Raw genomic sequence first — 13,731 nt, 5'->3', positions numbered from 1 at the left:
AGATTAAATTTTCCCAATGAAATAAAATCATGAAAAATTGACCGAGGTGGAGTGATGGTTCATCAGACATATACAGCTGATGTCTTAGTTGTAGGCGGAGGAACTGGGGGAACTGCGGCGGCCATTCAAGCAGCAAGAAGGGGAGCAAAAACCATTTTAGTCAGTGAGTTTCCTTGGTTAGGGGGAATGCTCACATCCGCAGGGGTATCTGCACCCGATGGGAATGAGTTAATGGCTTTTCAAACTGGCTTATGGGGCGCATTTTTACAAGAATTACGGCGGCGACAGCCGGGGGGATTAGATAATAGTTGGGTGAGCTTTTTTAGCTATGATCCCGGCATTGGAGCCAAGATTTTTACTGATTGGGTGGAAGAATTAGAGAATCTGCATTGGATTTCTGGACAGGTACCAAAAGAAGTATTGCAGCTGGGGAATTGTATAACTGGTGCGCGGTTTGCCGACTTCACAGTTACTGCCAAGATAATTCTTGACGGTACAGAATTGGGGGATTTATTGGCTTTAGCAGAAATACCTCACCGTTGGGGCTGGGAATTACAATCTCAGTGGGGAGAAAGCAGCGCCCCAGCGGATTTTAATTATGTCACACAAAGGTATCCGGTGCAAGCCCCTACTTGGGTGGTAGTGATGCAAGATTTTGGTGAAAGTATTGCTCCGGAAATTATCCGATCCCCCAATTATGATCCGGCCTTGTTTGCCGGTGCTTGGGATAATTATGGGGCTGAGAAGTTCTTAAATTATGGACGTTTGCCGGGTGGTCGATTTATGATCAACTGGCCTATATGTGGTAATGACTATGGCGAAGGTGTAGGAAGATTAATCGAATCAGAAGCAGATAAAAAAGAATTTTTACAAGAATGTCGCTGGCATAGCCAAAATTTTGCTCATTTTATCCAAAAAAACTTGGGTAGGCGCTATGGTTTGGCTAAGTCAGTTTTTCCGGGTAACTGTGGTGCTTTTGCCTTGCATCCTTACTACCGGGAAAGTCGCCGCTTGGTGGGGGTAACTACTGTGGTAGAACAGGATATTTTACCCATGTCTGGGGGTAGGGTCGCCCCTTTGTGTGCCGATACCATTGCTGTGGGTAATTACGCTAACGACCATCATTATCCTGGATTCAATTTACCACTGCAACCTAAATCTATATGCTGGGGGGGGCGTTGGACTGGTACACCCTTTACTGTTCCCTATGGGTGCTTGATCCCCAGAATCACAGATGGTTTATTGGTTTGTGAAAAGAATATTTCTGTATCTCACATTGCCAATGGTGCTACTAGATTACAACCTGTGGTGATGGGTATTGGTCAAGCTGCGGGAATGGCTGCAGCTATGTGTGTGGAGTTGAATTGTCAGCCGAGGGATTTACCTGTGAGACAACTGCAAATTGCTCTGTTAACAGACTTGCAAGCGCCTGGGGCTATTGTACCTTTATTTAATTTAGATATATCAGCCCAAAATCCTGCATGGATAAATTGGCAATTGTATTATTTAAATCAACCTCAAGCCTATCCATTCAGTGGAAATTACCCTATTTACTTAGAGAGTAAACAAGTGTTAACACACAGTGTAAGTTGTTTTACAGGTATTTTTCAGGGGCGAAATCAGCAGGATTACCAATTTACCATGACAACACCAGATGACTATGATGGTCAAACTTGGCAGATTGTGACCTTGCGATCGCCCATAGAGGAAAAACTACAAAGGTTAATAGATGGGCAACCCCTAACTATTTGGGGTCACTTAAATCATGCTGGTTATTGGTTAATAGCTGAAGAAGTGGACATATCCTAAACTGATTTTTTTTTCAGTAAAGCTGACTACCTTTTGAGGATTTTTCCGGAAACTCTACCAGAAAAACAGTAGTATTAGTCAGAGAGTCCTAAAATAAACATCTATTATGGGAGCTACGATTTCACTTTTGGTTCCGAGTTTGGTTTTCAGTGTATTAGCTGTTAGCTACCAGGCAAAGGCAAATCTCTCATCTGAGATGTTGTTATTTTCTTCTAGTTCGCAACAGTTCTACTCAGATTCATCTGCATATCAAGCGCGAGCTAATGACCGAGAAAAACCCATACCACACCGGGGTAGTGGGCGTATCAATAGCATAGAAGAGCAGGGTATTGATGGTTGACCGAAGAGTGGCCTATCTGTTCGGTCAGAAGTGAAAAGCACCCGGATCAAATCCTCAACAAGCCTGCGGTAATTGTCTGGTAGGGGTAAATACTGAATGATGGGATGAAGCGCTGATATGTATGTATACGGAGTGACTCTGAAGTTCAGAGTCACTTTTAAGTATGTTACCAGATAATCTGGTTAAGGCTGGAGAACTTACTTTTTGGCTTCAGCAATGGGAACCCACTCAGTGTGGAATGTTCCTTCCTTGTCAAGACGCTTGTAAGTATGTGCGCCGAAGTAGTCCCGTTGCGCTTGAGTGAGATTTTGAGGTAGGCGATCGCGGCGATAGCTGTCAAAATAATCCAAGGATGCACTAAAAGCAGGTACTGGGATACCCACTTTTGCAGCTGTCATAATCACTTCCCGCCAAGCATCTTGTCTGTCGAGAATAGTTTGCTTAAATTCGGGAGCCAACAACAGATTAGGTAATGCAGGATTTTCGTTAAAAGCCTTCTTGATTTTATTTAAGAAGCCAGCACGAATAATACAGCCACCTTTCCAAATCCGAGCCATTTCACTCAGAGTCAAATCCCATTTATAAGTCTGGGAAGCTGTAGATAACAGCGCCATACCCTGAGCATAAGAACAGATTTTAGAACAATAAAGAGCATCACGCACCTTATTGACAAAATCCTTCACATCCCCATCAAACTTAGCACTAGGACCTGTGAGGCTCTGAGATGCTGCTACCCGTTCATCTTTAATAGAAGACATAATGCGGGCGTTAACTGCTGCGGTAATTGTGGGAATAGCCACACCCAATTCCAAAGCAGTTTGTACAGTCCAACGTCCAGTTCCCTTTTGACCAGCTGCGTCAACAATTAAATCTACCAAGGGTTTCTTGGTTTCGGGGTCAACGTAAGGGAAAATATTAGATGTGATCTCAATCAAAAAGGAATTAAGTTCATCGGTGGTGTTCCACTCAGTGAACACCTCATGTAACTGACTTGCACTTAACCCAGCCACATTTTTCAGCAGGTCGTAGGCTTCTGCAATTAACTGCATATCACCATACTCAATACCGTTGTGTACCATTTTGACATAATGGCCAGAACCACCAGGGCCAATATAGGTTACACAAGGGCCATCATCGACTTGGGCGGCAATCTTGTTTAAAATTGGGGAGAGATATTCATAGGAGCTGGGTGTACCACCAGGCATAAGTGAAGGGCCATTCAAAGCGCCTTCTTCACCGCCACTCACACCCATACCAATAAACCGCAGTCCCACAGGTTCTAATTCCTGAGTCCGGCGTTCTGTATCTTCAAACCAAGAGTTACCACCATCGATAATGATATCGCCTTCATCTAGTAAAGGTTTGAGTTGGGCAATTACTGCATCTACTGGCTTACCAGCTTGCACCATCACCAGGATTTTGCGGGGGCGTTCTAATGATGCAACAAATTCTTCTAGGGTAAAGGCGGCTTTGACGTTCCTTCCTGGTGCACGCTGCGCCATAAACGCGTCGGTTTTTTCTCTGGAGCGGTTATAAACTGCAATTGGGAAGCCATTACGCTCGACGTTAAGAGCTATATTTTCACCCATTACGGCTAATCCAATCACACCAAAGCTTTGTAGTGTCATAAATTATGTTTGGCTAACTCTTGCAGATCCTTTTATCTTTAGGGTAGACCGAGATTTTGGCTGATCTCCTAAAGAAGACCTTAAGACTTGAATAAACAGTGAGAATCTATAATTAACACAAGGAAATAGTTGTTGCAACTCTCAGTATTCCAGTCAATTTTGTATACTTGTTACTTAAGTACAAAATCAGGAAATGACAATGTTAACTAAACTCGGGGAATTCCCCATCAGCTGATGGGGCGGGGTAGTTGATTAAATCAATTTCTTTCATATAGAGGATGAGTTAACCCTCTCCATTGCTTTAGACATAGTAGAAGGTCAACAAATCAAAAACAGTCAGGACAGCCTATATGAATGAATCCTTACAGGCACTACCATTATTGGTGTTACTGGTGGGTATAGCAATTGCGATCGCCATTTTCATCAAGTCTGGTTTAGAAAGCATTGGTGTTCCTGCTTTGGTTGGCTATTTAGTAGTAGGATTTGTCCTGCGCCTGATTGATCATCAATGGCATATCCTTTCCCCAGAGGGAGAAGAAATTTTTGACTTCTTGGCAAAATTAGGCATCATTATCTTACTATTCCGAGTGGGATTAGAAAGTGACCTAGCCGGACTAATCCGCCAACTTTACCGTGCCAGCATCGTCTGGGCGGGTGATGTTTTAGTGAGTGGCTCACTTGCTTTTGTTGTCTGCTACTGGTGGCTGCAACTAAGTTTAATTTCCAGTTTGTTTGTCAGTACTGCCATGACCGCTACCAGTGTAGGGGTAGCCGTTGGGGTTTGGCAGGAACAGAAAGCGACAGACTCCCCCAACGGTCAGCTAATGCTAGATGTAGCCGAAATGGATGATATTTCCGGTGTGATTTTGATGGCATTGCTGTTTGCGATCGCACCTATGTTAGAAGAGAGTGCCAACGGTTCTATCTTACCCGTTATAGTTAAAACAGCAGGAGGTTTCTTGCTGAAATCTATATTATTTGCCACTATCTGTTATGTATTTTCCAGGTATTGTGAGGAGGCAGTTACAGTTTTTCTCAGGAGAATAGAAAAACCCCCAGATCCAATGTTGACTGTTGCCAGCATTGGATTCATGATTGCTGCGATCGCTGGTTTATTGGGATTTTCCGTTGCCATCGGCGCATTCTTTGCTGGACTCGTGTTTAGCCGCGACCCTGAAGCTGTCAAATTAGATACTTCATTCAGTACACTTTATGAATTTTTTGTGCCGTTTTTTTTTATTGGTATCGGTTTGCAAATTGAACCTAACGCCTTAATAACGGCTTTCGGTCTGGGTGGCGCTCTGTTAATTGTAGCCGTACTAGGTAAAATTATTGGTGCTACAGTACCTGCTGTATTTATGAGTGGATGGGTCGGAGCGACATTACTAGGTGTGAGTTTGGTTCCCAGAGCCGAAATTACCCTAATTATCATGCAACGAGGTCTATCATTAGGAAATTGGGTAATTTCTCCACAGGTATTTGCTGCTATGGTTGTTGTATGTGGTTTGACTAGTGTCGCCACGCCTCTGATTGTGCACCGAATGTTGGAGCAATGGCCACAAACACAAACAGGAGAATGATGACAAAAATGGGTTTAAAACCCCTGATGCAATAAGGAGTAACCAAAAATGCTGGCATATATTCTAGCTTTTGTGGTTGGACTAGGTAGTTTAGCCATTTATATAACAGCTTTCTTGTTTCCGGAAATCCACCGTAAAAATGATTTTATCTGGAGTGGTGTGGGACTTTTCTATGGTTTAGTGTTATGGGTGTTTGCTCCGCACATTTCTGGAGGCTTATTACTGGGTCATATAGCTAGCGTCGCTCTGTTAGTTTGGTTTGGGTGGCAAACTTTTTCATTACGTCGCCAAGTCACCCCCCAAACAGCACAAACCCCAGTCCCCAGTGCTGAAACCATAAAAACTGGGATTCAGGAGCAAATAACTAAGTTATCTCTCCCAGATAGGCTGGCTCAGGTACAACAAAGTATTAGTAAGATATTTAGCGGCGCACAAGACAAGGGACAAGAGGCGATCGCCCGGAAAACCCCTGAAACTCCTAAGATGGAGCCAACCAACTCTACACCACCCCAGAAACCTCTAGTAGAGATTATTGATAAAACTGCGGTGACACCAGACGCACCACCAGCAGAACAAGTTCCAACCCAGGAAGTCCCAGAACCAACTCCACCAAATCCCCCACCTGCGGAAATGGTAGCTGCAGCACAACCTGAGACGGAAGAAAAACCATCGCTTCCTGCTGAGGAAATTGCACCGGATGCAGCACTTGCGCCCCCTGCGGAAGCGCCAGTAGAACAAATACCACCTACTAATCAAGCTGGTTGACTTGGATTAAACCCAAAACATGAAAGCTTCTAAGCTTTCGTGTGCTGGGTTTTACTTCATTTGTTTAAATTTATTGCTACTGGTAACTATCGAGTTTTGTGAGAACTAAAAGCAAATAATATCATTAATTTACAGCAGATTTCATCTGAGTAGATACAAGGGCGGGCAAGATGCCCACCCCACAAGATTTATGATATTAAGATGTGTACTTTATTTAAGTGCTACTACCTCTAGTAATTTGGGTGTATTTTGATTCATTTTGGCTCATCTTCCTGTATAAAAAAATAGTTAGAGTAATTTCTTAATTCAAAACTCTGCTATACTATAGTACAGATGAATTACAAGCATTTAAAATAATTAAGCCAAATTAATAATTATCAGGTTAAATAATCATGTCTAGTACACACACAGGTATTGAGTGGACTGATAAAACTTGGAATCCCACAACTGGGTGCGATAAAGTTAGTCCAGGATGTTTACATTGCTACGCAGAGGCTTTGACTAAACGGTTTCCTAATAATTTTAGAAATGGATTTAATTTAACTTTACATCCCGACAGGTTGCTAGAACCTTTAAGGTGGAGAACCCCTAGCAGAATTTTTGTCAATTCCATGAGTGACCTTTTTCACGAAGAAGTACCTCTAGATTTTATACAAAAAGTATTCAAAGTTATTGAGGTTACACCTTGGCACATATATCAAATCTTAACAAAAAGACCTGAACGTTTAGTTGAGTTAGCACCTAATTTACAATTCCACAAAAATATATGGTTGGGTGTATCCGTAGAAAATCAAAATTATGTCCACCGCGTTGATTTGCTGCGTCAAGTTGCTGCAAATGTCAGGTTTCTTTCATGTGAACCACTTTTAGGTTCATTGAACCTGAACTTAAAAAATATTGATTGGGTTATAGTTGGGGGAGAGTCAGGACAAAAACATCGTCCTATGAAAATGGAGTGGGCTGAGGATATTCGTGACCAATGTCAAAAAGCTGAAGTAGCATTTTTCTTTAAGCAAGTTGGTGGAAGAACTTCTAAAGCTGGTGGTAAGTTACTAGATGGTAAAATCTGGGATGAAATGCCTAATGCTTGGCAAAAACACCATCAGCAATGGGGTGTATCTCCACAGAAATTAAGAGTTAAAAAAGAAAGTTTAGGGCTTACTGCTTAGGTGGAAAGGTAACTCTAACTCCATCTGCAAAGGTAACTTCCCCATTTTTTTTTTGTCTTTGATTAGCAGGTGGTTCTGCTGTGATTTTTCCTTGGGATTCAAGATTTTTCAGAGCGGCTTTGTAATTCTTTTCAATGTAGCGTTTACCTACATTATGCTGTAGATAAATTTTTTCCATGGTGATTGTTTTTCCTGCAAATTCATCTAGGAGCATTTGTTCTAATTCATCTAGAGGACGACTAAGTTCAAACAGCAATGGTTGCATAGAAGTAGCTGGGTTATATTCAAAAGATGGTACGCCTTGATTTTCTTCAGAACTCTCTTTAGCCATTATCTCTTTCATTATTTTATATCCCATGAATTCCTTACTGACGAAAATTAAATGATGGCTTGTACGATTTCCGGTTTCATTTTTAAAACAAAAGGGTAAAACATACTTACCACCCATTGCTTGCAGAGCTTCGCATATAGCCTCTAAGATTGTTAACTCCCTTTCTCCTGGCTTGAGTGCTTGTAGTTGTAAACGTAGTTTATCTGCTCTTGTTTTTCCAAATAGTGCATTTATATGCTCTTCAACTAATGGATTACCTAACCCCATGCTAATCCGATTGTAATTAAAAAAGAAAAGGCAATCACAGCCCCAGTTTCTGACGACTGAGTTGATAAGTTCTAATGACAATCCTTTGTATCCCCAAGGATCTACAAAGAATAATGTAGGAACTAAATTTAGCTGTTTAAATGTTTGAACAATATTTTCTCCTACTTCGTAATTGATGACGTTAGGTTGATATTTTAAGTTTTGAATACCAGGAATTGCATTGATAGCTGATTGCAGAGAATTAGTATGCTGAGAATTAGCATCATTAAATAATGTCTTCAGCATATTTCGCATATCTGGGTCAGCAATTGCGGTTTCTAAAACTTTGATTGGTGTTGATTTAGAACCATTTTCATATCTACCAGGTCCAGCAAAAAGGTCGATGTAGGCAATTTGAGAACCTCTTTTTTTTGCATGTGGTATAATTACTTTCGCCCAAGCCGGTAGATATTTTTCTACAATTCTGGCTTTAATTAAAGATTGCTCTGTCTGTTCATCAAAGAAGGAATCACCAGCCATACGTAATTACTCTATGTCAAACTAGTAAATATTATAATATATAAGTTATTAATAGATGTCTAAAAAATAATGCAGTTTATTATTGAATATGATATATAGCAATCCTAAATGATTCATGAACAATTTCTGTTCCCTGTTCCCTGTTCCCTGTTCCCTGTTCCCTGTTCCCTTTCCTCACTGATAATTTCTCAAGTCAAATAGGATGACTATAGTTTGACTTGTTGCCAAGGTTGCAACTAATATTTTAAGAAAAGTAGCAAGAAAGCTAGGTTTAGACCTCAGCCGAAGCAGTAGGGTGTCTTTGATAGCACCATTGAAGGGTTATTTGTGGAGTCTTGAAGAATTACCCGGCTTCTAGCCCAGGAGGGTATCAAACCCACCTAATTATACTGCTAGATAAACAATGCTGGAGAAACATTAAAAAATTCTCCTAAAGCTTTGGCTTGACCTTTACTAATTGCTCTTTTCCCATTGACAACTTCGCAAACAACTCCTTTCGAGCCAATAATTCCTACTAAGTCAGATTGTTTAATTCCCTGAACATCCATTAAGTGCTTCAGAATTGCACAAGGGGACGATGCTTCAATGGGATACTGCTTGTTTTCAAATTCTTCAATAAGAGTTACTAAAAGCTCTAGTATAGCAGTTTGCTCTGGCGTACGTTGTTTACAGGCCATTAATTGCTCAACTGTTTTTAAAGCGCGATCGCATTCTTTTTCTGTGGTGATAACTTGAGGTTGATACTCTAGCAGAAGTTGACTGTAAGTGATTCTGTTAAAAGAAGTCGTCATATTCCTTTGCGCCCGCTTGGCGGCGACCCAACATTAGGAGGATTTTCCCCCGTTATCGGCGGAGACCCGTATCATGGCTTACTTCAATCCACAAAAGTAAGTATGAAAGTTAACAGTTATCAATCTAATATATTATTATATAATAATTATATCTAGTTCTCAAAAGAAAGGGTCATTTTTCCATTTATCTTTACTATATTCAGCGTGGGTTAAAAAATATTTGTAATAAACTGTTTGAATTTCATAATCAATACTCACAATGAGGCGATAGGCATTACCTTTAATATTGAATACTGTAAAATTGCTGACCACATCTGCTGTGGGGTAAACTTGTGCCATGATGCAGATTTCACAACTTGATACCAAGAGTTAATAGGTTCTACTGCATCTGGGTATTTACTAGCATCAGCTCGTAAGTTGCGAATGCTGATTAGGTGCATTTTGCCGGTTTATATCAAACTAGATGTTTTTTGTCTCACTTAATTTAGGTTCTCATTTTGAGAACTAATTGTCAAGGTGATTTCTCGGTATCCATGCCCATCTTCTATAATTGATGGGATAACTTGCATATATAATCATAGGCATGAGACTGTGACAGAACCTGGAAGCTACAAAGATACGGTAAACTTACCCAAGACTCAATTTGAGATGCGGGCTAACGCGATGAAGCGGGAACCCGAAATTCAAAAATTCTGGGCAGAAAATCAGATTTACGATCGCCTGTCGCAGGAAAACCCCGGCGAATTATTTATACTCCATGATGGGCCTCCCTACGCCAATGGCTCATTGCATATTGGTCATGCCTTAAATAAAATTCTCAAAGATATTATTAACCGCTACCAATTACTGAGAGGACGTAAGGTTAGATACATTCCTGGATGGGATTGTCACGGTCTTCCTATTGAGTTGAAAGTTCTGCAAAACATGAAGTCAGCAGAACGGCAAAATTTAACGCCTTTGACACTGCGACAAAAGGCGAAAGAGTTTGCTTTAGCTACGGTAGATGACCAACGGGAATGTTTTAAACGGTACGGTGTGTGGGGTAACTGGGAACATCCCTATTTGACTCTGAAGCCGGAATATGAAGCGGCACAGATTGGGGTGTTCGGCGATATGGTGTTAAAAGGATACATCTATCGCGGTTTGAAGCCGGTTCACTGGAGCCCTAGTTCTAAAACTGCTCTAGCTGAGGCGGAGTTGGAATACCCAGAAGGTCATGTTTCCCGCAGTATCTATGCAGCTTTCCCGGTAACAGGTCTGTCTGAGGCGGCTAAACCTGTTTTGGGTGAATTTTTACCTCATTTGTCTGTGGCTGTTTGGACTACGACCCCTTGGACTATTCCGGGGAATTTGGCTGTGGCGGTAAATGGTGATTTGAGTTATGCTGTGGTGGAGGTTTCACCCACAGACCCACTGTCGCACAGAGAGTTTTTGATTGTAGCGGCTGATTTGGTAGAGCGTTTGTCTGCTATTTTGGCTGTGGATTTGGCTGTGAGAGCCACTTTTGATGGGCAGATTTTAGAACATACTACTTATCGTCATCCTTTGTTTGACCGGGAAAGTCCCGTGGTGGTGGGTGGTGATTATATTACCACTGAGTCCGGTACTGGGTTAGTACATACTGCCCCCGGTCATGGTCAAGAAGACTACATTGTGGGTCAGCGTTATGGTTTGCCAATCCTTGCTCCCGTGGATGATCATGGTAATTTTACTCAGGAGGCGGGTGGTTTTGCTGGGTTAAATGTTTTGGGTGAGGGAAATCAGGCGGTAATTGATGCTTTGACTGCTGCTGGTTCTTTGTTGAAAGAGGAACCCTACGCCCACAAGTATCCCTATGATTGGCGGACAAAAAAACCTACAATTTTTCGGGCGACTGAACAATGGTTCGCTTCGGTGGCTGGTTTTAGGGAAGCAGCTTTAAAGGCGATCGCTGGTGTAAAATGGATTCCAGCCCAAGGGGAAAATCGCATTACGCCCATGGTGGCGGAGCGTTCTGACTGGTGTATTTCCCGTCAACGGACTTGGGGTGTCCCTATCCCGGTGTTCTATGATCAAGGGACGGGGGAAGCACTGCTAAATGAGGAAACTATCAAGCACGTTCAAGGTATTATCGCTGCAAAAGGTTCTGATGCTTGGTGGGAAATGTCGGTGGAGGAGTTGTTACCGGAGTCTTACCGCCATAATGGTAAGTCTTACCGCAAGGGTACTGATACCATGGATGTATGGTTTGATTCTGGGTCTTCTTGGGCGGCGGTGGCTAAACAACGTCCAGAGTTAAGCTATCCTGCTGATATGTATTTGGAAGGTTCTGACCAACACCGGGGTTGGTTCCAGTCAAGTTTGTTGACTAGTGTAGCTGTAAATGGTGTTGCACCTTATAAAACTGTACTGACTCACGGCTTTGTTTTAGATGAACAGGGGCGAAAAATGAGTAAGTCTGTGGGGAATGTGGTTGACCCGCAAATTGTGATCAATGGCGGTAAAGACCAGAAGAAGGAACCTGCTTATGGTGCTGATGTGCTGCGTTTGTGGGTGTCTTCGGTTGACTATTCTGCTGATGTGCGTCTGGGTAGTAATATCATTAAGCAATTGGCTGATGTGAGGAACAAAATTCGCAATACAGCGCGGTTTTTGTTGGGTAGCTTAGATGATTTTGACCCGGAAACGGACGCAGTACCTCTGGATGATTTAGCAGAAATTGACCGCTATATGTTACACCGGATGACTGAGGTGTTTACAGAAGTTACCACAGCTTTTGAGAGTTTCCAATTCTTCCGCTTTTTCCAAACTGTCCAGAATTTCTGTGTGGTGGATTTATCCAATTTCTATTTAGATGTTGCTAAGGATAGGTTATACATCAGTGCGCCGAATTCTTTGCGCCGTCGCAGTTGTCAAACGGTGTTGCAAATTGCTTTGGAGAATTTAGCACGGGCGATCGCTCCGGTTTTATGTCACACTGCTGAGGATATCTGGCAATTTATCCCCTACCATACACCCTATAAGTCAGTGTTTGAATCTGGCTGGGTACAGGTAGATGAAAAATGGTTAAATCCTGATTTAGCGGAATTTTGGCAAGAATTGCGCCAAGTTCGCAATGATGTGAATAAGGTGTTAGAACAAGCTAGGGTAGAAAAAATGATTGGTTCCTCCCTGGAAGCAAAGGTTTTGCTGTACGTGAAGGATGATCAATTACGTTCCCTGGTGAAAAAACTGGATTCTGACAATGGTAATGGTATTGATGAACTGCGCTATCTGTTTATTACTTCCCAAGTGGAACTATTAGAGACTCCAGAAGCATTAGCAGATTTAAAATACAATTTGCAATCTGATAGCTGGGGAATTGGGGTAGTAGATGCGGAGGGGAAAAAATGCGATCGCTGTTGGAATTATTCTACCCATGTAGGAGAATCAGCAGAACACCCCCTACTGTGTGAGCGTTGTATCCCAGCTTTAGCAGGAGAGTTTTAATCAAATACAGAATCTCACCCCCCACCCTCAGAGGATGTCTGAGGGTGGGGTAAAACCCATGGAACCCCGTTACAACTTCTGTAATAATTCCTGAGTTAATTGATTAAATGCTTTGGAACCTGATGACTGAGGCGCATTTAAAACTACAGGTAGAAAACTATCCACAGCTTTGGCGACATTCATATCAACTGGTATTTGGGCTTTACAAATTTGTTCTACACCAAAGTCTTCAATGACGCGGTGCATTACTTGTCGATAATATCTAGCGTTGAGAAGATTAGAACTAGCCATTGTAAAGACAATTCCCAGCATTTTGATATCTATTTTGGCTTCTTGTTCGTGACTGTCCTTTAATTGACCAATACGTCGTTCTAATAGCTGGATACCAACCACAGATAAGGGTTCGGGTTTAGCGGGGAGAATGTAAAAGTCACTCGCTGCTAAAGCACTCCGGGTTAATAAATTATAGCCCGGCGCACAATCTAAAAGGATGAAATCATACTCATCACGCACTGGTTTTAAAATATTATTGATCAGGACTCTTTCAAAGCGATTCCATACAGTTTCAAAATCTTGTTCACCTAAAGCTATTGCTTGTTGGTGCAGCATTTCTGACACAACAAATTCATCATATAAGTCAATATCTCCGGGTAATAAATCTAGTCCAGGAAGATTACAAACCTGAGCTTGGATAATATCATGAATTGTCAGTTTTGCGTCTGGTTCAGGGTTGATAATTTGGTCTATTAAATATCTAAATGTTTTGCGGTGTTTGCGAAGTTTAGCAAACTCTAAAGGAGACATCATGCTAAGTGTAGCACTGATTTGGCTGTCTAAATCTAAGACAAGTACCCGCTTACCGTGATTTTGCGCTAAACAGGTGGCGATGTTGACTGTAAGGGTGGTTTTACCAACGCCGCCTTTCATATTTGCAGTAGCTATAATATATCCCATTGGTGAATTCCTCTGATGACGCGTTCCCATATTTAGGTAGGGTACACTGTTACTCAATAATTAAAACTTGTATAAAGTTAATATTTTTGGCATATTTTGGGAAACTTATT

The 13,731-nt window shown here is 41.7% G+C and carries 10 protein-coding genes and 1 pseudogene; 6 read left to right on the top strand and 5 right to left on the bottom strand.

The genetic code is table 11. The features are described 5' to 3' along the window. Window positions 1–54 precede the first annotated feature (54 nt). Together NWP22_RS16880 and patX are read left to right on the top strand one after the other, a co-directional pair. Window positions 55–1,809, top strand: a complete 1,755-nt coding sequence (locus tag NWP22_RS16880) for an FAD-dependent oxidoreductase (protein ID WP_271734580.1) — start codon at window positions 55–57, stop codon at window positions 1,807–1,809. 106 nt (window positions 1,810–1,915) lie between these two features. Beyond that, the gene (gene patX, locus NWP22_RS16875) at window positions 1,916–2,149 is read left to right on the top strand and encodes a heterocyst-inhibiting protein PatX (RefSeq protein ID WP_271734583.1); all 234 of its coding nucleotides are present in this window, start codon (window positions 1,916–1,918) and stop codon (window positions 2,147–2,149) included. A gap of 197 nt (window positions 2,150–2,346) precedes the next feature. Here the strand turns inward: patX and gndA are convergent, their stop codons facing one another. Continuing rightward, complete coding sequence (gndA, locus tag NWP22_RS16870; RefSeq protein WP_200987492.1) at window positions 2,347–3,777, bottom strand: NADP-dependent phosphogluconate dehydrogenase; 1,431 nt, start codon at window positions 3,775–3,777, stop codon at window positions 2,347–2,349. Between the two features lie 350 nt (window positions 3,778–4,127). On the opposite strand from gndA, the gene NWP22_RS16865 reads away from it, so the two are divergent. The 3 genes from NWP22_RS16865 to NWP22_RS16855 all read left to right on the top strand — a co-directional run bounded on the left by NWP22_RS16865 (window position 4,128) and on the right by NWP22_RS16855 (window position 7,291). Beyond that, complete coding sequence (locus tag NWP22_RS16865) at window positions 4,128–5,357, top strand: cation:proton antiporter (protein WP_271734585.1); 1,230 nt, start codon at window positions 4,128–4,130, stop codon at window positions 5,355–5,357. A 48-nt stretch (window positions 5,358–5,405) separates the two neighbouring features. Next, the gene (locus NWP22_RS16860; RefSeq protein ID WP_280802136.1) at window positions 5,406–6,122 is read left to right on the top strand and encodes a Ycf66 family protein; all 717 of its coding nucleotides are present in this window, start codon (window positions 5,406–5,408) and stop codon (window positions 6,120–6,122) included. A 392-nt stretch (window positions 6,123–6,514) separates the two neighbouring features. Continuing rightward, the gene (locus NWP22_RS16855; protein ID WP_280802135.1) at window positions 6,515–7,291 is read left to right on the top strand and encodes a DUF5131 family protein; all 777 of its coding nucleotides are present in this window, start codon (window positions 6,515–6,517) and stop codon (window positions 7,289–7,291) included. Here NWP22_RS16855 and NWP22_RS16850 read toward each other — a convergent pair. From NWP22_RS16850 to NWP22_RS16840, 3 genes and pseudogenes are all read right to left on the bottom strand, one after another. Continuing rightward, entirely contained in the window at window positions 7,281–8,408 is a 1,128-nt protein-coding gene (locus NWP22_RS16850) for a three-Cys-motif partner protein TcmP (RefSeq protein WP_280802134.1), read from the bottom strand. The two genes, NWP22_RS16855 and NWP22_RS16850, sit on opposite strands and share 11 nt — an antisense overlap. Window positions 8,409–8,800: 392 nt before the next feature. After that, window positions 8,801–9,199 (bottom strand): helix-turn-helix domain-containing protein, encoded by a 399-nt coding sequence (locus NWP22_RS16845; protein ID WP_271734590.1) that lies wholly within the window; start codon window positions 9,197–9,199, stop codon window positions 8,801–8,803. A gap of 159 nt (window positions 9,200–9,358) precedes the next feature. Beyond that, window positions 9,359–9,639, bottom strand: a pseudogene (locus NWP22_RS16840) (type II toxin-antitoxin system HigB family toxin). Between the two features lie 151 nt (window positions 9,640–9,790). On the opposite strand from NWP22_RS16840, the gene ileS reads away from it, so the two are divergent. Then, entirely contained in the window at window positions 9,791–12,667 is a 2,877-nt protein-coding gene (ileS, locus tag NWP22_RS16835; protein ID WP_280802133.1) for an isoleucine--tRNA ligase, read from the top strand. Between the two features lie 69 nt (window positions 12,668–12,736). Here ileS and NWP22_RS16830 read toward each other — a convergent pair whose 3' ends face one another. After that, a complete protein-coding gene (locus tag NWP22_RS16830; RefSeq protein ID WP_271734593.1) occupies window positions 12,737–13,621 on the bottom strand; it encodes a ParA family protein in 885 nt (294 codons plus the stop codon). Window positions 13,622–13,731 lie beyond the last annotated feature (110 nt).

Origin of the sequence: Anabaenopsis tanganyikae CS-531, assembly GCF_029891675.1 — a bacterium.
GTDB classification, from domain to species: domain Bacteria; phylum Cyanobacteriota; class Cyanobacteriia; order Cyanobacteriales; family Nostocaceae; genus Anabaenopsis; species Anabaenopsis arnoldii.
The sequence above is the reverse complement of the archived record's forward strand: the minus strand, read 5'-3'. Positions and strand labels throughout refer to the sequence as shown.